General features: G+C 63.1%; 15 protein-coding genes. 12 read left to right on the forward strand and 3 right to left on the reverse strand.

All coding sequences use genetic code 11. The features are described 5' to 3' along the window. Positions 1 to 83: 83 nt before the first annotated feature. Positions 84 to 875 (forward strand): GGDEF domain-containing protein, encoded by a 792-nt coding sequence (locus EJ079_RS21260; protein WP_127810039.1) that lies wholly within the window; start codon positions 84 to 86, stop codon positions 873 to 875. A 219-nt stretch (positions 876 to 1,094) separates the two neighbouring features. Here EJ079_RS21260 and EJ079_RS21265 read toward each other — a convergent pair whose 3' ends face one another. Beyond that, positions 1,095 to 2,924, reverse strand: coding sequence for an ATP-binding protein (locus EJ079_RS21265; RefSeq protein ID WP_127328926.1), 1,830 nt, complete (start codon positions 2,922 to 2,924; stop codon positions 1,095 to 1,097). 154 nt (positions 2,925 to 3,078) lie between these two features. Between EJ079_RS21265 and EJ079_RS21270 the strand changes: the two genes are divergently transcribed. The 3 genes from EJ079_RS21270 to EJ079_RS21280 are packed head-to-tail and all read left to right on the forward strand — an operon-like array spanning position 3,079 to position 4,527. Then, positions 3,079 to 3,642 (forward strand): XRE family transcriptional regulator, encoded by a 564-nt coding sequence (locus EJ079_RS21270; protein ID WP_127395416.1) that lies wholly within the window; start codon positions 3,079 to 3,081, stop codon positions 3,640 to 3,642. A gap of 4 nt (positions 3,643 to 3,646) precedes the next feature. Then, positions 3,647 to 3,955: a hypothetical protein gene (locus tag EJ079_RS21275; protein ID WP_127268618.1), complete on the forward strand. Its 309-nt coding sequence runs from the start codon at positions 3,647 to 3,649 to the stop codon at positions 3,953 to 3,955. Between the two features lie 44 nt (positions 3,956 to 3,999). After that, the gene (locus EJ079_RS21280) at positions 4,000 to 4,527 is read left to right on the forward strand and encodes an N-acetyltransferase (protein ID WP_127810040.1); all 528 of its coding nucleotides are present in this window, start codon (positions 4,000 to 4,002) and stop codon (positions 4,525 to 4,527) included. Between the two features lie 4 nt (positions 4,528 to 4,531). On the opposite strand, the gene EJ079_RS21285 is transcribed toward EJ079_RS21280, so the two are convergent. Beyond that, positions 4,532 to 5,410: a LysR family transcriptional regulator gene (locus tag EJ079_RS21285; RefSeq protein WP_127810041.1), complete on the reverse strand. Its 879-nt coding sequence runs from the start codon at positions 5,408 to 5,410 to the stop codon at positions 4,532 to 4,534. 122 nt (positions 5,411 to 5,532) lie between these two features. Here EJ079_RS21285 and EJ079_RS21290 point away from each other — a divergent pair, with 122 nt between their 5' ends. Next, positions 5,533 to 6,684 carry a gamma-butyrobetaine dioxygenase gene (locus EJ079_RS21290; RefSeq protein ID WP_127395419.1) on the forward strand — a complete coding sequence of 384 codons (1,152 nt, stop codon included), beginning with the start codon at positions 5,533 to 5,535 and terminating at the stop codon, positions 6,682 to 6,684. Next, a complete protein-coding gene (locus EJ079_RS21295; protein WP_127395420.1) occupies positions 6,681 to 7,271 on the forward strand; it encodes an HD domain-containing protein in 591 nt (196 codons plus the stop codon). The genes EJ079_RS21290 and EJ079_RS21295 overlap by 4 nt, the downstream gene beginning before the upstream one ends. Positions 7,272 to 7,343: 72 nt before the next feature. Here the strand turns inward: EJ079_RS21295 and EJ079_RS21300 are convergent, their stop codons facing one another. Further along, positions 7,344 to 9,164, reverse strand: a complete 1,821-nt coding sequence (locus EJ079_RS21300; protein ID WP_127395421.1) for an NAD(P)/FAD-dependent oxidoreductase — start codon at positions 9,162 to 9,164, stop codon at positions 7,344 to 7,346. A gap of 420 nt (positions 9,165 to 9,584) precedes the next feature. Between EJ079_RS21300 and EJ079_RS21305 the strand changes: the two genes are divergently transcribed. The 6 genes from EJ079_RS21305 to EJ079_RS21330 all read left to right on the forward strand — a co-directional run bounded on the left by EJ079_RS21305 (position 9,585) and on the right by EJ079_RS21330 (position 18,763). Beyond that, entirely contained in the window at positions 9,585 to 10,730 is a 1,146-nt protein-coding gene (locus EJ079_RS21305) for a DUF6600 domain-containing protein (protein WP_127810042.1), read from the forward strand. Positions 10,731 to 10,987: 257 nt separating this feature from the next. Further along, positions 10,988 to 12,769, forward strand: coding sequence for an acetolactate synthase 3 large subunit (locus tag EJ079_RS21310; protein WP_127810043.1), 1,782 nt, complete (start codon positions 10,988 to 10,990; stop codon positions 12,767 to 12,769). 85 nt (positions 12,770 to 12,854) lie between these two features. Further along, a complete protein-coding gene (gene ilvN, locus EJ079_RS21315; protein WP_023757090.1) occupies positions 12,855 to 13,427 on the forward strand; it encodes an acetolactate synthase small subunit in 573 nt (190 codons plus the stop codon). 82 nt (positions 13,428 to 13,509) lie between these two features. Next, positions 13,510 to 14,106 (forward strand): LysE family translocator, encoded by a 597-nt coding sequence (locus EJ079_RS21320; protein WP_127271476.1) that lies wholly within the window; start codon positions 13,510 to 13,512, stop codon positions 14,104 to 14,106. Between the two features lie 242 nt (positions 14,107 to 14,348). Continuing rightward, positions 14,349 to 15,605 carry an efflux RND transporter periplasmic adaptor subunit gene (locus tag EJ079_RS21325; RefSeq protein ID WP_127811382.1) on the forward strand — a complete coding sequence of 419 codons (1,257 nt, stop codon included), beginning with the start codon at positions 14,349 to 14,351 and terminating at the stop codon, positions 15,603 to 15,605. Continuing rightward, a complete protein-coding gene (locus tag EJ079_RS21330) occupies positions 15,602 to 18,763 on the forward strand; it encodes an efflux RND transporter permease subunit (RefSeq protein WP_127810044.1) in 3,162 nt (1,053 codons plus the stop codon). Before EJ079_RS21325 ends, EJ079_RS21330 begins: the two co-directional genes overlap by 4 nt. Positions 18,764 to 18,833: the final 70 nt, after the last annotated feature.

Here is an 18,833-nt window from a genome sequence, read left to right on the forward strand (position 1 = left end):
TTCCCGTGGTGGTTGTCCAAATTAACCCTCCGTAAGCCCGCCCGTGCCATAAGATCAGTGGGCACTTTTCCAACGGGGAGCAGATGCGTTTCCACAAGGCGGAATCAGCATTTTTCGTCTTTATATTCGTGATCCTGGCCGCCGGCCTGGTGACGCTGCATGCTTACGGACTTCTGCAATCCTTCGCCGACGAGTTGCATACGGTTTCGGGTCTGGACAAGGTCATCTATCTCAACAAGCTCTTGTTCGCGACCGGCGTGCTCCTGGCCACCGCGCTGTTCTTCGGCATCTTCTTCATCTATCCGCTGATCCGCAAACAGGCGATGGAGGAAGGCAAGCTACGCGCCATGACGGTCTCGCTCAGCGCGCGCTCGGAAACATTCGAGCATGCGGCGCTGACCGATGGCCTGACCGGCATGCAGAACCGGCGCTATTTCGATGATGCGCTGAAGGAGTATCTCGAGGAATTCCGGCGCATCGAAAAGCCCGTCGGGCTGATGATCCTCGATCTCGACCATTTCAAGCAGGTCAACGACACCCACGGCCATGACGTCGGCGACGAAGTGCTCAAGGCCGTCGCGAACTGTCTCAAGGACATGACGCGCTACCACGATGTGGTGGCGCGATTGGGCGGCGAGGAGTTCGCCGTGGTCACGCCCAACATGGACGCCGAGCTTCTGGGCAAGTTTGCCGAGCGCATCCGCAAGGCGATTGCCAACATGTCGGTGCTGTCGGGCAATGTCCGCCTCAAGATCACCACCAGCGTCGGGCTCGCCGTCTGGGACCGCAAGGAAACAGCGGAAGAGTTCTATCGCCGCGCCGACCGCCAGCTTTACGAGGCGAAGAGGCAGGGCCGTAACCGCGTCTGCGCCTGAAATCGCATCACTGAATTCGTGAGGCTGGCCGTCTGGCGCCGTTTTCTGCGCTTCCGGTGCTCACGGACTCAAACGTCCGCTCCGCTTCGGTTCTCGAAAACAGCACCACCCGACTCAGCCTGACGAATTCCCTGACGGGATTTATCCGAGCGGGCTGGGCAAGGGCGCAAGCTTGGCGCGGCTTCTCGGTCAGAAGGCAGAGGATTTGGCGCTGCTGACCTAATCGTTTTGCGGGCGCAGGCCGAAGGTTGCGGGCTTTAGGCCGTAGCGCATGTCGAAATCGTCGTCCGATGGCGCGCGTGCGGCGGGTGGCTTGCGGTAGTCGGGGTCGCCGGCCTGGCGGCCCGAATCGACGACCTCGGCGAAGGCCATCGCCTGCTGCGTTGATTTAGGCACATTGCGCAGTCGTTCCACGATCGCCACCAGATCGACATCGTCGCCTGGCTTCGACGTGGCCTCTTCGCGTTTTGCGGTGCCGGGGAGCAGGTCGCTCGGCAGTTTTTCGAACTTCAGCCGCATGGTCGTCGCCACGCCTTCGCCGAAGGCGATGGCTTCGCGCTGGCCCATGGAGGACAGGAAGGCAAGCGTCGAGGCGGAAGAGTCGGCAATCGCGGAGCGGATGATCGCCTGGTCCTGCTCATTGGCAAGCCGCATGGCGAAGAAGGTCGAGCATTGCGAAAGGATGGTCGGGTCGAGCTCGCCCGGGCGCTGGGTGACGACGCCGAGATAGCAGCCATATTTGCGGCCTTCCTTGGCAATGCGCGACAGCGCGTGCCTTGTCGGCGCGAAGCCGAGGCGCGGATCGGCCGGCATATAGCGGTGCGCTTCTTCGCATAAAAACAGGAGCTGCAGCTTGCCCTCGCTCCACAGAGCGAGGTCGAAGGCCAGGCGCGCCAGCACCGAGCAGACCGAATTGACCACTTCCGACGGCATGCCGGCCATCTCGAAGCAGGTTACCGGGCGGCCATGATGCGGCACGCGGAAGATGTTGCCGATCGTCTCGTGGATGGTGTCCTCGATCAGGCGCGAGTTGAACATGAAGCGGTAGCGTGGATCGGCGGCCGCCGATTCGATGCGCGTCTTCAGCGATTTGAGTGTCGGGCGATCGGTCTTGCTTTCGAGCATGCCCATGCGCTCATCGATCTGCTTGAGCAGGTCGGCGATGCGGTAAGGCACCGGCGTATCGGCGGTCAACGCATCGCTGCCGCGCCTGATATAGGAGCCCGAATTCGGGTTGCGGTAGAGATTCTTGGCGGCCGGGATAAGGTCGCGCAAGGCGTCGATTTCTTCCGGCTCGGTCTCGCGGCCCCGGAACAGCACCTCGGCGAATTCCTCGAGCTTGAACATCCAGAACGGCAGATCCAAGGTTTTGGAATCGACCCTGACGCAGTATTCGGGCAGCGATGCAGCGAACTCGTTGTGCGGATCGAGGATCAAGATGCGCAGATCCGGCCGTGCCGCTATCGACTTGCGCAGCAGCAGCGAGACGGCGGTGGATTTGCCGACGCCGGTCGTGCCGACAATGGCGAAGTGACGCGCCAGCGTATCGTCGATGGCGATGTTGGCGGCGATCGTCTCGTCCTGCGCGAGCGTGCCGATCGTGATCGAATGACGCCCGGCGAGGTCATAGACCGCCTGCAGGTCGCGGGTGCGGATCCGATGCGCAACGGCGCCGATATGCGGATAGGTGGTGATGCCCCGATCGAAGACCGGTTTGGCGCCGGGCTCTGCTCCGTCACGGACTTCGCCGATCAGCTCGATGCTGACCTCGATGGCGTTCTGGCCCTCATTGCTCCAGGCGCGGTCCGACTTGCCGATTGCGTAGACCAGGCCGACGGTTCGCGTCGATCCGAGATTGATGGAAATCATCTTGCCGACCGTCCACAGGCCGGTCACCGCGCCGTCGGCGTCATTCGCATAGGCGCTGATGGTGGCGCGTGCGCCATCGCATTGCACGACATTGCCGAGGATGCGCTTGTCGTTCTGCTCTGCGTCGCGGCGCTCCTGCGATGTCGGTTCTCCAACGGAGGCTTCGCGTTCGACATACATGGACAGGCCAATCCCCATTTCCCTGGAGCATCGATCCTACCCGAATGGGGTTAAAGCCCGATGAGGTCGGATGGTGTAGAGAGCGTTAAGGGGCTCGTGAAAATTGTCGCAAGGCGGCTCTTCTCCGGCGTCTATTTTTCGCTATAATAGACATATGGATGATATAGCGAACGACATTTCCTCGACGATCGGCCGCAGGATACACGCCGAAAGAATCGTGCGCGACTGGTCCCTGGCCGAACTCGCGGAGCGTTCCGGCGTCTCGAAGGCGATGCTCAGCACGATCGAGCGTGGCAAGACCAGCCCGACGGCGGCGCTTCTGGTGCGCATCGCGTCGGCCTTCGGCATGACGCTGTCGACCTTGATCGCACGCGCGGAGCTGCAGGGCGGCGGGATATTGCGCGAGGCCGACCAGCCGGTGTGGCGCGATCCCGACACCGGCTATGTCAGGCGGCATCTTTCGCCGGCTGGCGATATGCCGCTGGAACTGATCAAGGTGCATCTGCCGGCGGGCGCCAAGGTCAGTTTTCCGGCCGCTTCATACGCCTTCATCAAGCAGCAGATATGGCTGATTTCCGGGCGGCTCGAATTCGTCGAAGGTGAGACAGTGCACAGGCTTGTATCAGGCGACTGCCTGGCGCTCGGGGCGCCGTCGGACTGCACCTTCCATGCCCTGGAGCCTGGCGCCGACTATCTCGTCGCGCTGGTCAGGGGCTGACACAATGGCAAGAAGACCAAAGCGCTCCCACAATGGGGGGCCGCCTCTCGATGAGTACAAGGGTCCGCCATGGGGCAAGGGCGATCCCTACATCTTCCTTGCCTGGCAGGCCGCCCATGCCAAGGCGTGGAAGGCGCCCAGCCACGAGGTGATGCTGCTGCGCATGGACAGAGCCGAGCGGCTTGGCCTGACCTATGAGGAGTACACGCTCGAGATCCTCGAGCGCGGGCGGCATCTCGGGCACGAAGACGCCGACCGCATCAGCGCCATCAAGGCGGCGCGAAAGCGACGCCGCGCGCACCGTCTGGACTGACAGCAATGCGCCCGCTTCTATTGCAATCACAGGATATCCTGCACATGAACTCGATCGAGATCGCACCCCTGAACCCGACTGCCGAGACGCAGGACATGTTGGCCGAATTGCTGGTCGCAACGGTGGCGACCGGCGGTTCGGTCAGCTTCATGCATCCGTTGGCGCCGCAGGCGGCAAGGACGTTCTGGGAGAAATCGCTGGCCGCGGCGGCAAGGGGCGAAAGAGCGGTGCTTGGCGCCTGGGACGGCAAAAACCTGGTCGGCACAGTGACCTTGCTGCTCGATTGTCCGCCCAACCAGCCGCACCGGGCCGAGATCGCCAAGCTGATGACATCAGTCGATTGCCGGGGCAGGGGTGTGGGAACGCGCCTGATGCGAGCCGCCGAGAGCCTCGCCGTTGAGAAGGGCCGCACGCTGCTGGTTCTGGACACGGCGACCGAGGAGGGCGCCTCAGGCCTCTATGAGCGGTTGGGCTTCACGCTGGCCGGAGAGATACCGGACTATGCCCTGAAGCCGCATGGCGGGCTGACCGGCACGTTGATCTACTGGAAGCGGATCGGGCCAATCTCATAACCAGTCATGCCGGCGCGGAGAGGCGCAGGAGCAGCCATTGGCGGAAATCCTGTTCGGCTCCGGTCAGGCGTGCTGTCGACGCCTTGGTCAGGAAATGCCCCGATGTGCTGGAAAGTTCATAGTCGGAAAGCCTGACCAGCGTCTTGCTGTCGAGCGCCGCATCGACCAGCGGCCGCGAGCCCAAGAGCACGCCGGCGCCGGCGCTCGCCGCCTCCATGGCGGTGACGAAACTATCGAAGCGGTGTGATCGTCTGGGATGGCCAGCCAGTCCAGCGGCGGCGAACCATTCCGCCCACATCTCGCGCGCGCCGGCGACCAGAAGCAGCGGCAGGGAAGGCCAGTCGTCGTCGCCGGCGAGCGCAGGTGCGGCCACCGGCACGAGCCGCTCGGCGGTCAGCCTGTCGGCTTCGCGTCCGGGGAAGGATCCGCTGCCGAAGCGGATGTCGAGCACCGAGCCCGGCAGATCGTAGTCGGCAGGGCGATGGATCGTCACCAGATCGAGTTGGATGCGCGGCAGTGCCTTGGCGAGATCTGGCAGCGCCGGAACCAGCATGAGCAAGGCAAAGGAGATCGGCGCCCGGATGGTCACGGTCTGGACGGCACGCGGCTCGAACAGTTCCGCGGTGCTGTTGCCGATGGTGGCGAAGGCCGACTGGATGTGAGGCAGGTAGGCTGCCCCCTCCGGCGACAGTGCAACGCCCCGCGCCAGCCGCGAAAACAAACGTGTCTTGAGCCGCTCCTCGAGAAACCGGATGTGCTGGCTGACGGCTGCCTGGGTGAGACCGAGCTCGGCTGCCGCCGCGGTGAAATTCGACAGCCGCGCCGCCGCCTCGAAACTGCGCAGCCAGTCCAGAGGCGGCACGGGTGTATTTGTACGAGCCATAAGTATTCTGCGGCCATTGGCTAAAAAATGATAATTTGAGTTATGCCTGTCGCGCGATCAACATGCAATCGAAACCCTGCGGATCAGGCTGCGGGGGACGCAACGAACAGGAACGGATCTCCATGCTCACCCACGCGCTGATCGGCGACGAAGGCAGAACAATCGACCTTGGCTGGCAGGACGGGTCGCGCAGCCGTTTTCATGCCATGTGGCTGCGCGACAATGCGCTGGACGACAAGACGCGCAGCGCCGGCAATGGTCAACGGCTCATCACCATTCTCGACATTCCCGCCAACACCAGGATCGGCGCCGCGTCGATCAAAGGCGGCGCCCTGGAAGTCAGCTTCGTGCCCGAGCAGAAGACGGTCAGCTTTCCCGCGGCATGGCTGAGCGCCAATGCCTATGATCGTGACGCAGGCCGCCAGCCGGGCTGGACAGGCGAGGCCACCGTGCGATGGACCAAGGCCTCGATGCAGAATTCGGTACCGCGCGCCGGCTATGTTGCGGCCAGCCGCGATCGTGCTGTGCTGGGGCAATGGCTGTCGGCGGTGAAAACCTATGGCTTCGCGGTGATGGACGATCTGCCGTCCGAATCCGGGGCGCTGTGCAAAGTGTCCGATCTGTTCGGCTACATCAGGGAGACCAATTACGGGCGCTGGTTCGAAGTGCGCGCCGAGGTCAATCCGAACAATCTCGCCTACACGAATCTCGGCCTCCAGGCGCACACCGACAACCCCTATCGCGACCCTGTGCCGACGCTGCAGATTCTGTCCTGCATCGAAAATACGGTTGAGGGCGGCGAGTCCAGTGTCGTCGATGGGTTTGCCGTCGCGGCTGCGCTGCAGGCTGAGAACCCGGAAGGCTTCCGGCTGCTGAGCTCATGCCCGGCGCGCTTCGAATATGCCGGCTCTTCCGGCGTGCGGCTGCAGGCGAAGCGGCCGATGATCGAGCTCGGGCCCGATGGCGAGCTGATTTGCATCCGCTTCAACAACCGCTCCCTGGCGCCGACGGTCGACGTGCCGTTCAGCGATATGGAAGCGTACTACGCCGCCTATCGCCGGTTTGCGGAACTGATCGAGAATCCATCCTTCGAGGTGACGTTCAAGCTCGAAGCGGGGCAGGCGTTCATCGTCGACAACACGCGCGTCATGCATGCCCGCAAAGCGTTTTCCGGTACCGGCAAGCGCTGGCTGCAGGGCTGTTACGCAGACAAGGACGGTCTGCTGTCGACGCTGGCCGCAATCGAGCATGGGTTCAAGGAGGCGGCGGAATGAGCGGCCAGGATTTGAACGCGGACACCATCGTCGAGTTCATCGCCGACATCTTCGAGCGCCGGGGTGCCGAATCCTATCTCGGCGAACCAGTCACCATGTCTGAGCACATGCTGCAGGGCGCCTGGTTCGCCGAAAAGGACGGTGCGCCCGACGAACTGGTGGCGGCGGCGCTGCTGCACGACATCGGCCATTACACCAGCGAGTTCGGCACCTATTCGCCCGAGGATGTCGAGGACAAGCATCATGACGAAGCCGGCGGCGAGGTGCTGGCGCCGTTCTTTCCGCCGGTCATCGTCGAATGCGTGAGGCTGCATGTCGCGGCCAAGCGCTATCTCTGCGCCACCGACCCGACCTATTTCGGCAGGCTTTCGCAGGCCTCAGTGCATACGCTGTCGCTGCAGGGCGGGCCGATGAGCGCCGATGAAGTGGCCGAGTTCCGCAAGAACCCGTTCCACGAGGAAGCGGTCCGGGTCCGCATCTGGGACGAGAGCGGCAAGATCGCCAACATGAAGACACGGGCGTTTCGCGATTACGTGCCGCTGCTGCAGCGGGTGGTGACGCAGTTCGCCGCGGGTAAGCCGGCGTAATTCCCTCGAAGGAAGGAGGCAGGGTGCAAGCCATGCCTCCTTCCGTTTTTTCTCCGCAGGAATGGCGCTCGCCTATCCCTTGTGGTGCACCTGCTGCAGCCCGTAGACCGGCGTCGCCAAGCCGGCCTGCCTGGCTTTCAACTGCAGCGCCAGGAACTGCGAATAGTGTCGTGACTGGTGCAGATTGCCGCCGTGGAACCACAGCGCCTCCTGTTGCGTCGGCTTCCACATGTTGCGCAACTCGCCTTCCCAGGGGCCGGGATCCTTGGTGGTGTTCGAGCCGAGGCCCCAGCATTTGCCGACCTTGTCTGCGGTTTCGCGGGATATCAGATCGGCGGCCCAGCCGTTCATCGAGCCGTAGCCCGTGGCATAGACGATGAGATCCGCAGGCAGTTCCGACCCGTCGCCGAGCAGAACAGAGTGCTGCTTGATCTCTTCGACGTCGACGCCGCTCTTCAGCTTGATCGAACCATCGATAACCAGCTGCGAGGCGCCAACATCGATGTAATAGCCAGAGCCGCGCCTGAGGTACTTCATGAACAGGCCGGACTCGTCGTCGCCCCAGTCGAGCATGAAACCCGCCTTTTCCAATCCCTTGTAGAACGCCGCATCGCGTTTCTTCATCTCGGCATAGGCCGGGATCTGGAACTCGTGCAGGATCTTGTAAGGCAGCGAAGCGAAGATGAGATCGGCCTTGGCGGTGGTGATGCCATTCTGCAGCGCCTGCTCCGAATAGAGCGAACCCAGTCCGATTTCCATCAACGTGTCGGACCTGGAGATATGGGTACTCGAGCGCTGCACCATGGTCACGTCGGCACCAGCTTCCCAAAGTGCGGCAGCGATGTCATGGGCGGAATTGTTGGATCCGATGACAACGGCCTTTTTGCCGGCATAGGCGTCGGGACCCGGATGCTTCGACGAGTGGTGCTGGTCACCCTTGAAGGTTTCCATGCCCTTGAATTTCGGCAGATTGGCCTTGCCGGACTGTCCGGTCGCCAGCACCAGCTGCTTGGGCTTCAGCGTAATGTCCCTGCCGTCGCGGTGGACGACAACCGTCCATTCCTTGGTCTTGTCGTCATAGGAGGCGCTTTTGGCCTCGGTCGAGGACCAGTAATTCAGCTCCATCACCTTGGTGTACATTTCCAGCCAGTCGCCGATCTTGTCCTTGGGCGAGAAGACCGGCCAGTTCTTGGGGAAATCGATGTAGGGCAGATGGTCGTACCAGACCGGGTCATGCAGGCAGAGCGACTTGTAGCGCTTGCGCCAGCTGTCGCCGGCCCGCTCGTTTTTCTCGATGATGATCGTCGGCACGCCAAGCTGCCGCAGCCGCGCGCCGAGCGCGATGCCGCCCTGGCCGCCGCCGATGATGACCGTATAGGGCTGGGTCTTGAAGCCGAGCTCGGCGGCTTCCCTCTCGCGTTCTTCCTTCCATGTCGGACGGTTCTTGCCCGAGCCGTGCCTGGCGCCCATCGGCCGCGCAAAGCCTGCCGGCTCCTCGTGGCCTTTCAGTTCGGCCATGGTGGTCAGCAGCGTCCAGATCTTGCCGTTCTTCAGCCTGACATGGCCGAAGCCGCGTGCCACCTCCGTCTCGAAGCTGATCCAGCCCTCGATCAGTTCGCCGCTCTCGGTCGCGTCCTCGCCCTTGGCGATGGCGAAGTGCGACGGCCTGGTGTTCGACAATTGGCTTTTCAGCATGTCGCGGACCTGGTCGCGGCCTTCCATGGTCTTGATGTTCCAGGTGAAGGTAACGAGGTCGCGCCAGTAGCAATCCTCTTGAAAGCAATCGACCGCCTTCTCGATGTCATTGGCAGCCAGCGCGGCGCCGAATTGATCGAGCAGGTCAGACAGTTTCTTGCTAGGGGCCGTGTTCTTGCTAGAGGGCTTGTCGAGCATCAGGTTTCCTCCCGTGAAATCCAGATCGTCATGGTGGTGGCTCCGCCGGGCTTGCCGCCGGACGATCAAGTATCGTCAGAGATGGCGGCCCTCGTCACGCCCCACCATAGTTTCCAGCGATTTCAATGGTCTATCCTAGAAATGAGATCGCCAGGCGGTTTCGGAATCGCTCCGGCGCCGGAAACGAACGTTCCATTTGTGAATGCCGCGCCGGTCGCGCAAAATTGATGGTCAAATGCCGCAATGCGGTCACCGGGGCCGATGACAACCGATCGGTGAGAAGCCGGGAAGCGGTGGCGGGCAACAGGGCGGTTCCCGGGATTTTCTGGATGCGGAACTCTGGAGCCCGTTATGATCATCATACCTTTTATCCAAGCGTCTTCATGTCGCTCCCTTGGCCGGCGTGGACGCGCAGCAGCAATGGCCGCGGTCATGGCCTTGAGCGCGACCCTGACCGGCCCGCTGGTGCTGCCCGGAACGCAGGCGCATGCGGCGGAAATTGCCGTCACCGTCCGCGAAAGGCTTTCGAATTATGGCGGATGGCGAACCTCGGCCCGATTCGGCGATGTCTGGGTTCCCTCGGTCCGTACCGAATGGCGGCCGTACACCGAAGGCAGGTGGGTCTGGACCGACGATGGCTGGTACTGGCAGTCCACCGAGCCATTCGGCGATGTCGTCTATCACTATGGCCGCTGGGCGTATGATCCCGATTTCGGCTGGGTGTGGATCGCCGGCGATCAATGGGCGCCAGCCTGGGTGGTGTGGCGTCAGGGCGGCAATGATGTCGGCTGGGCTCCAGCGCCGCCCGACGTCGGTGTCGCCTTCGACGACGCCTGGTGGTGTTTCGTGCCTGTGGCGGCGATCGGCGCGGTCGATCTGGTCAGGGTGGTGCGGCCGGTGCAGGAGAACGTCGTCATCATGCGCAACACGACGATCATCAACCAGACGGTCGTGGTCAACAATGCGCCGCGCGTGCGACTTGGCAATCAGGTCGTTGCAATCAATGCCGGACCCCGGCTGCAGCAACTCCCGAAGCCCGTCATCGAATCGATCAAGGCGGCAAAACTGGTTCCTCCGCGCAAAGGCGTGTTTGCCAGTGCACGGCTCGATGCTTCCAGGGGCGCCGAGATCAAGAGGCTTGCCGGTAATGCAAAGGGGAACGGGCAAATCGTGGCGGGATCCAAGACTGCGATCGGCGGCAAGGCCATTTCCCCCGGCGCGGTGGCTGCCAGCAATCCGGCGGTCGTGAAGCCGGTGAGCAAGCGGATGGCCGCCGGCAGCGGCGCGAAGGCCGATGCGCTCAAGCTGCATGCCGACAGGACTGCGGGCGACGGACGCATCGTTGTCAAATCGTCGCTCAACCGGGGGTCGCCCAAGCCGGTTTCGGGGCAGCGTCTTGCACGCGGAGCCGGGCAACAAAAGCAGCATCAGCAAGCGTTGGCAATGCGCATGCCCCAGCACCATGCCCCGGCAAGGGTGGCACCCCACCATCCGCCAGCGAAGATGCAGGCCAGGAAGGCGTCCAAATGCGATCCGCGCGTTTCCCGCTGCAAGGCGCCGGGCTGACACCGCAGTCGCGTCGGCACGCTGCGCGCGCCGGCGCGATTTTTCCCGTTGACAGGCCGCCTTTCCCGCCCTTAGTGTCCGCCACCATGAAAACGGCACTCATTCTCGTAGGAAAGCGCGTGGGCAAGGCGGTGTAACCGCCGGGCGAAAACCCCCCCATGCGCAAGACACAGGCTCCCTCGGGGGCCTTTTTTATTGCCTGAAACACGACTAAACGACCAGCAAACGCCCAATGGCGACAGTACGGGACCAGACCGATGAGCAACGGACAGAACGAGCGGCGCGAGATGACAGGTGCCGAAATGGTGGTGCAGGCGCTGAAGGACAATGGCGTCAAGCATGTCTTCGGCTATCCCGGCGGCGCTGTCCTTCCGATCTATGACGAGATCTTCCAGCAGGACGATGTCGAGCACATATTGGTGCGCCACGAGCAGGGCGCCGGCCATGCGGCCGAAGGCTATGCGCGCTCGACCGGCAAGGCCGGCGTCATGCTGGTGACCTCCGGCCCCGGCGCCACCAATGCGGTGACGCCGCTGCAGGACGCGCTGATGGATTCGATCCCGCTGGTCTGCCTGACGGGGCAGGTGCCGACCTCGCTGATCGGCTCCGACGCTTTTCAGGAATGCGATACGGTCGGCATCACGCGCCCCTGCACCAAGCACAATTGGCTGGTGAAGGACGTCAACGAGCTCGCCGCCACCATCCACGAGGCTTTCCATGTCGCGACCACCGGCCGCCCCGGTCCGGTCGTCGTCGATATTCCGAAGGACGTGCAGTTCGCCAGGGGATTCTACGTCCCGCCGCAGATCGCGCCGCGCACCAGCTACCAGCCCAAGGTCCAGGGCGACCTGGAAAAGGTCAAGGCGGCGGTCGAGCTGATGGCCAGCGCCAAGAAGCCGATCATCTATAGCGGCGGCGGCGTCATCAATTCCGGCCCGGAAGCGAGCCATCTGCTGCGCGAACTGGTCGATCTTACCGGTTTCCCGATTACCTCGACGCTGATGGGCCTCGGTGCCTATCCGGCATCGGGCAAGAACTGGATGGGCATGCTCGGCATGCACGGCACCTATGAAGCCAACATGGCCATGCATGATTGCGACGTGATGATCTGCATCGGCGCGCGTTTCGACGACCGCATCACCGGCCGGCTGACCGCCTTCTCGCCGAACTCGAAGAAGATCCACATCGACATCGATCCATCGTCGATCAACAAGAACGTCCACACCGAGGTGCCGATCATCGGCGATGTCGGCCGGGTGCTGGAGGATATGGTGCGGCTGTGGCGCGCGAGCGCCAAGGCTGACAAGAAGGCGCTCTACCCCTGGTGGGAGCAGATCGCCAAATGGCGTGCGCGCGACTCGCTCGCCTACAAGATGAACAACGACGTGATCATGCCGCAATACGCCATCGAGCGGCTCTACGAACTGACCAAGGGCATGGACACCTACATCACCACCGAGGTCGGCCAGCACCAGATGTGGGCGGCGCAGCACTATCATTTCGAGAAGCCGAACCGCTGGATGACGTCAGGCGGGCTGGGCACGATGGGTTACGGCCTGCCGGCGGCGCTCGGCGTGCAGATCGCGCATCCCGACGCGCTGGTCATCGACATCGCCGGCGACGCCTCCGTGCAGATGACGATGCAGGAGATGAGCGCTGCCGTGCAGCACGACGCGCCGATCAAGATCTTCATCCTGAACAACCAGTATATGGGCATGGTGCGGCAGTGGCAGCAGCTGCTGCACGGCAACCGGCTGTCGCATTCCTACACCGAGGCGATGCCCGACTTCGTCATGCTCGCCGAGGCCTATGGCGGACACGGCATTCGCTGCGAGAAGCCGGACGAACTGGACGACGCGATCAAGGAGATGATCTCGGTCAGGAAGCCGGTGCTGTTCGACTGCCGCGTGGCGACGCTCGCCAACTGCTTCCCGATGATCCCATCGGGCAAGGCGCACAATGAGATGCTCTTGCCCGACGAGGCGACCGACGAGGCGGTGGCCAACGCCATCGACGCCAAGGGCAGGGAACTGGTGTAGCCGGCAGAACCAAGGCAGGGCTGTCGCCAGAAAGCCCTGCGCAAACAAAGAATTAGCTCAAGAGCTTGAAATCGAGATTCATGTCATGAACGCACAGCTACAACCGACCGGCTCCGCCTATTTCATCGCCAAGGAGACGGAAAAGCCGGAAAACCACACGCTTTCCGTGCTGGTCGACAATGAGCCGGGCGTGCTTGCCAGGGTCATCGGCCTGTTTTCCGGGCGTGGCTACAACATCGAGAGCCTGACCGTCTCCGAGACCGAGCATGAAAAGCATTTGTCGCGCATAACCATCGTGACGCGCGGCACGCCGCATGTGCTGGAGCAGATCAAGCACCAGCTCGAGCGCATCGTGCCGGTGCACCGCGTCGTCGACCTGACCGTGCGTTCGCATGAATCCGGGCAGGAGCGGCCGCTGGAGCGCGAACTGGCGCTGGTCAAAGTCGCCGGCACCGGCGAGGCCCGGGTCGAGGCGTTGCGGCTGGCCGATGCGTTCCGCGCCAGCGTCATCGACGCCAACACCGAGCATTTCATCTTCGAGATCACCGGCAAAGGCTCCAAGATCGACCAGTTCATCGCCATCATGAAACCGCTCGGCCTGGTCGAAATCTGCCGCACCGGCGTGGCAGCGTTGAACCGCGGCCCGCAGGCGATGTAGGACTTCGGCGGGGCTGGCGCCGAACGCGTCAGCCAGCTTCCATAGTGAGGCTTCCGGTGCTGACTTGTCAGGGAGGATATCCATGTCGCTCGACGCATTCCTTGCCCTGCTTGTCTACGCCTTCGTGACGTCGATCACGCCGGGGCCAAACAATCTCATGCTTCTGGCATCGGGCGTGAATTTCGGCCTCGTCAGAACCGTTCCGCACATGCTGGGCATCAGCATGGGTTTCCTCGTGCTGCTGCTTGCCGTCGGTCTTGGCCTCGGCGCTGTGTTGACGGCGTTTCCGGCGCTGCATACCGCGCTCAAGATCGCCGGCGGCGCCTATCTTTTGTACCTCGCCTGGAAGATCGCCATGTCGCGCACGCTGACCGGCAAGGGCGAGACGAACGCGCGGCCTATGCGCTTCATCGAGGCGGCCGCATTCCAGTGGGTCAATCCCAAGGCGTGGGTGATGGCGATCACCGCCATGGCCGTCTATGCCAATGCCGAGCACCCGTTCCTGTCGGTGGTGTTGATCGCCGTGGCCTTCACCATCGTCAACTTGCCGAGCGTCTCGGTATGGGCAGGGTTCGGCACCGCACTGCGCGGTTTCCTGTCGGACCCGGTGCGGCTGAAATGGTTCAACATCGCCATGGGCGTGCTGCTGGCGGCGACGCTTTGGCCGATGCTTAAATAGGCCGTGGGGCGCACCAGCCGATCGTAGGGGGACGGGATTCGCACTCTCGGCGGACCGTCCGGATCGGGAGCCTCCCCGTGTTGCACATCCATTGTGCAGTGCACATTAAATCTTCGTAATGCCGCCTTTTGGCCCTTTTCCGACAAAGGCGTGTCCTATCTATTCGGCGAAATCGCGGCAACGGGCCGCGCTGGAATAGAACCATCAGACCACGACGTGTCGGGTGGAGAGGGCCTGTGACCATGCGTGGAAAAGTCGTTCTTTCGTTGCTGGCCGTCGCCTGCCTGGGTGCGGCCGGGTGGCTCTATCTTTCGCCTGACGCGCTTGGCAGGGTCCAGCAGGTCATCGGCGCAAAGCAGGTTGCCGCGCCGGACAAACAGGCTGCGGCTTCGGACAAGAAGGCCGACAATGCCGGGCGCTCGGCCTCCATCCTCTCGGCCGTCGCCTCGACAGCCGATTTCCCGATCCGGCGTTATGCGATCGGCTTCGTCTCCTCTCCCGCCGTCGTCAACATCAACGCGCGGGTGTCCAGCCAGATCGTGTCCATCGACGTCAAGGACGGGCAGATGGTCAAGACCGGCGATCTGCTGTTTTCGCTCGATGACCGGGCGCTGAAGGCGCAGCTTGCCAAGGACCAGGCGGCGCTGGCCAAGGATCAGGCGATGCTCGCCAGCTCGCAGTCCGATCTCCAGCGCGCCAAGGATCTGGTCGCCAAGCAGGCCGGAACGCAGCAGACCTACGACCAGGCCGTCGCCGCGCAGAAGGCTGCCGCGGCGACTGTCGATGCCGACAAGGCGACAATCGACGCCGACAATGTCCAGCTTGGCTTCGCCACGATCACGGCGCCGATTTCCGGCAGGCTGGGTGCTGTCAGCGTCGCCGTCGGCGATCTCGTCACCGTCAGCAATGGCAACAGCAGCACGGCGACCCCGCTGGTGACCATCACCCAGATGGACCCGCTGCAGGTCAACTTCAATCTTCCCGAGAGTAACCTGGCCCTGCTGCACAAGGCGCTCGCCAACCCGCAGCAGGGCGCGGTGACACTGACCAAGGATGGTGACCCGACGCCGATCGGCAAGGGTACGCTCGATTTCGTCGACTCCAGCGTCGACACCGCGTCGGGCACGATTGCCACGCGGGCAAGCATTCCCAATGCCGATCTTTCGCTATGGCCCGGCCAGTATGTGAATGTCGTGCTCGACGCCGGCATCCTGCCGCAGATGACATCGGTTCCCACGGTCGCGGTGCAGCCAAGCCAGAAGGGGCCGTTCGTCTATGTCGTCAAACCGGACAACACGGTCGAGATGCGGCCGGTGCAGGTGGCGCTGACCGAAGGCGACAACAGCGCCATCAGCCAGGGGCTGAAAAGCGGCGAGAAAGTTGTCACTGAGGGCCAGACGAGGCTGAAGGACGGCGCCGCGGTGCATGAGGGCAAGGCCACGGCGAATGCTGCTCCCAAGGTGGCCGAGGCGAGCAACGCCGGCGAGGCAGCCCAATGATCTCCGAATTCTGCATACGCAGGCCTGTCGCCACCCTTCTGATGTCGTTCGCCCTCGTGCTGGGCGGACTGTTCGCCTACAAGTTCCTGCCGGTGGCGGCACTGCCCAGCGCCGAATTCCCGGTGGTCAACGTCTCGGCTTCGCTGCCCGGCGCCTCGCCGGAAACCATGGCGACATCGGTGGCGACGCCGCTGATCAAGCAGTTCGCCACCATCGCCGGCATCGATTCCATTTCGACGACGAACTCGCTTGGCCAGACCTCGATCGCCATCCAGTTCGTGCTCAACCGCGACATCGACGCGGCAGCAGCCGACGTACAGGCGGCGATCGCGCGCACGCAGAAATCATTGCCGCCGCAGATGACGGCGCCGCCGAGCTATCGCAAGGTCAATCCGGCCGACGCGCCGATCCTTTTGATGTCGCTGGTCAGCGACACGGTTCCGCTGACCGATCTCGATGCTTTCGCGGAAAATGTCATCTCGCCGTCGCTGTCGACCATAGACGGCGTGGCGCAGGTCTCGATCTTCGGCCAACAGAAATACGCGGTGCGCATCCAGATCGACCCGACCGCGCTTGCCGCGCGCGGCATCTCGATCGATCAGCTGCAGGCGGCGGTCGCCTCGGCCAACAGCAACACGCCGCTCGGCGTGCTGCAGAACGACAAGCAGCAGCTTACCATCACCGCCAACACGCAGCTGACCGACGCCGCCGGCTTCTCCAACATCATCATCGCCACCAAAAACGGTCACCCCGTGCGGTTGGGCGAGGTGACCCGTGTGGTCGATTCGGTGCAGACGACGACCACGGCGAGCTGGTATGACGGTACGCGCGCGATCATCATGGCGGTGCAGCGCCAGCCCGACGCCAACACCGTCGACGTCGTCGACAAGGTCAAGGCCATGCTGCCGTCCTTCAAGGACCAGATGCCGGCCGCCGCCGACATCAAGCTGCTTAACGACCGCTCCAGTTCGATCCGTCAGGCCGTCGATGACGTCCAGTTCACGCTGCTGTTGACCATCGCGCTGGTGGTCATGGTGATCTTCGTGTTCCTGCGCCGGGTGACGGCGACCATCATCCCGGCCGTGGCGGTGCCGATCTCGCTGATCGCCACGCTCGGCGCGATGTTCCTGTTCGGCTTTTCCATCGACAACATATCGCTGATGGGCCTGACGCTGGCGGTCGGCCTCGTCGTCGACGATGCCATCGTGATGCTCGAAAACATCTTCCGCCATATGGAGGAGGACGGGCTGTCGGCCTTCGACGCATCGCTGAAGGGCGCGCGCGAAATCGGCTTCACCATCATTTCGATCTCGATCTCTCTGGTGGCGGTGTTCATCCCCGTGCTGCTGATGGGTGGCGTCATCGGGCGCATCTTCAACGAGTTCGCCGTCGTGGTGACGGTCGCCATCCTGGCGTCGATGTTCGTGTCGCTGACGCTGACGCCGATGCTGTGCTCGCGGCTGCTGTCGGTGACCAAAGCCGACCGCGACAAGCATGGCCCCGGCCACAAGCCGGACCTCGTCACCCGCGGCTACGACAGGGTCTTGAGCTTCTGCCTGCGGCACACCTTCCTGGTGTTCCTCGTCTTCGTCGGCACCGCGGCAGCGTCGGTGTGGCTGATCCAGACTTCGCCGAAGGGTTTCTTCCCGCAGGAGGACATCGGCCAGATATCGGTGACCACCATCGCACGTCAGGACATCTCTTTCGACGCCATGTCCAGGCTGCAAGGACAGGTCGCCAGTGTCTTCTCGCATTCGCCCTATGTCGACCATGTGGCGTGGTCGGCGGGCAGCGGCAACAATGCGCTCAACCAGGGGCAGCTTTTCGTCCAGCTCAAGGGCAAGGACCAGCGCCCCGATATCGAGAAGGTGCTTTCGGATCTGCGCAAGCAACTGGCCGGCGTGGCGGGCATCGAGACCTATATGCAGCCGGTGCAGAATTTGAGGCTGGGCTCGCGGTCGTCGGCCAGCGCCTACCAGCTCGTGGTTCAGGGCCTTGATACCGGCCTGACCGATATCTGGGCGCAGAAACTGAACGACGCGATGGCCGCAGATCATGCGAACTTCACCGACGTCACCAGCGACCTGCAGAACAATGCGCTGCAGGCTACGCTGGTGGTGGATCGCGACAAGGCCGCCCAGCTCGGTATCGACACCGACACGTTGCGCTCCGCCCTCTATGGCGGGTTCGGCACCGACCAGGTTTCGACAATCTTCGGTTCGGCCGACAGCTACGAAGTCATCACCGAGCTCGACCCCAAAATCGAGTGGTCGCCCGAGCGGATGCTGGCCATCCAGATGAGGACGGCGAGCGGCAGTCTTGTTCCGCTCGGCGCCTTCGCCCGGGTCGATCGCACTGCCGGCGCCCTGACGGTCAACCAACTCGGCCAGCTTCCAGCCGTGACCATCTCCTACAATCTGCCGCAGGGCGTGGCGCTGGGCGACAGCGTGACGCGCATCAATGCGCTCAAGGAGCAGATCGGCATGCCGACGGTGATCTCGACGACCTTCGCCGGCACGGCCAAGACCTTCCAGGATTCTCTTGCCAACCAGGGTTTTCTGGTCGGCGGCGCAATCCTGACCATCTATATCGTGCTCGGCATCCTCTACGAGAGCTTCATCCACCCGCTGACCATCCTTACCGGCCTGCCATCGGCCGTGCTGGGAGCGGTCGTTGCGCTGCGCTTCGCCGGCATGGATCTGTCTGTTATCGCGGTGATCGGCATCCTGATGCTGATCGGCATCGTCAAGAAGAACGGCATCATGATGGTCGACGTCGCGCTTGAACTGCGACGAGAAGGCATGTCCGCGACCGAGTCGATCCACAAGGCCTGCCTGATGCGGTTCAGGCCGATCATGATGACGACGCTGGCGGCACTGATGGGCACGTTCCCGATTGCGCTCGGCACCGGGGCCAGCGCCGAACTGCGCCAGCCGCTGGGCGTTGCCGTTGTCGGCGGCCTGCTTGCCTCGCAGGCTCTGACCCTGTTCGTGACGCCGGTGATCTATGTCTACATGGAGAATTTCTCGGGCTGGCTGGTCGGGCTCTGGTCGAAGCGCAAGGGCGAGACGGGCCCGGTCGAAGCGGGGGATCAGCCCTCGCTGTTCAAGCCTAGGGAAGACATGCTGCCAGAACCGCAGCAGGCGGCGGCCGAATGATGTGACAGGGCCAGCGCCATGTGCCGTTGGCCCAAGCCGCTGCGCTTGCGGCGGCATCACTGGAAACGTA

The organism is Mesorhizobium sp. M7A.F.Ce.TU.012.03.2.1 (assembly GCF_004006095.1).
Taxonomy (GTDB): domain Bacteria; phylum Pseudomonadota; class Alphaproteobacteria; order Rhizobiales; family Rhizobiaceae; genus Mesorhizobium.

Coding starts and splice junctions, on each gene's coding strand:
- EJ079_RS21270 (WP_127395416.1), top strand. CDS start 3,079: ATGGATGATATAGCGAACGACATTTCCTCGACGATCGGCCGCAGGATA.
- EJ079_RS21290 (WP_127395419.1), top strand. CDS start 5,533: ATGCTCACCCACGCGCTGATCGGCGACGAAGGCAGAACAATCGACCTT.
- EJ079_RS21260 (WP_127810039.1), top strand. CDS start 84: ATGCGTTTCCACAAGGCGGAATCAGCATTTTTCGTCTTTATATTCGTG.
- EJ079_RS21310 (WP_127810043.1), top strand. CDS start 10,988: ATGAGCAACGGACAGAACGAGCGGCGCGAGATGACAGGTGCCGAAATG.
- EJ079_RS21300 (WP_127395421.1), bottom strand. CDS start 9,164: ATGCTCGACAAGCCCTCTAGCAAGAACACGGCCCCTAGCAAGAAACTG.
- EJ079_RS21265 (WP_127328926.1), bottom strand. CDS start 2,924: ATGTATGTCGAACGCGAAGCCTCCGTTGGAGAACCGACATCGCAGGAG.
- EJ079_RS21275 (WP_127268618.1), top strand. CDS start 3,647: ATGGCAAGAAGACCAAAGCGCTCCCACAATGGGGGGCCGCCTCTCGAT.
- EJ079_RS21330 (WP_127810044.1), top strand. CDS start 15,602: ATGATCTCCGAATTCTGCATACGCAGGCCTGTCGCCACCCTTCTGATG.
- EJ079_RS21325 (WP_127811382.1), top strand. CDS start 14,349: ATGCGTGGAAAAGTCGTTCTTTCGTTGCTGGCCGTCGCCTGCCTGGGT.
- EJ079_RS21295 (WP_127395420.1), top strand. CDS start 6,681: ATGAGCGGCCAGGATTTGAACGCGGACACCATCGTCGAGTTCATCGCC.
- EJ079_RS21305 (WP_127810042.1), top strand. CDS start 9,585: ATGGCCGCGGTCATGGCCTTGAGCGCGACCCTGACCGGCCCGCTGGTG.
- EJ079_RS21320 (WP_127271476.1), top strand. CDS start 13,510: ATGTCGCTCGACGCATTCCTTGCCCTGCTTGTCTACGCCTTCGTGACG.
- EJ079_RS21280 (WP_127810040.1), top strand. CDS start 4,000: ATGAACTCGATCGAGATCGCACCCCTGAACCCGACTGCCGAGACGCAG.
- EJ079_RS21285 (WP_127810041.1), bottom strand. CDS start 5,410: ATGGCTCGTACAAATACACCCGTGCCGCCTCTGGACTGGCTGCGCAGT.
- ilvN (WP_023757090.1), top strand. CDS start 12,855: ATGAACGCACAGCTACAACCGACCGGCTCCGCCTATTTCATCGCCAAG.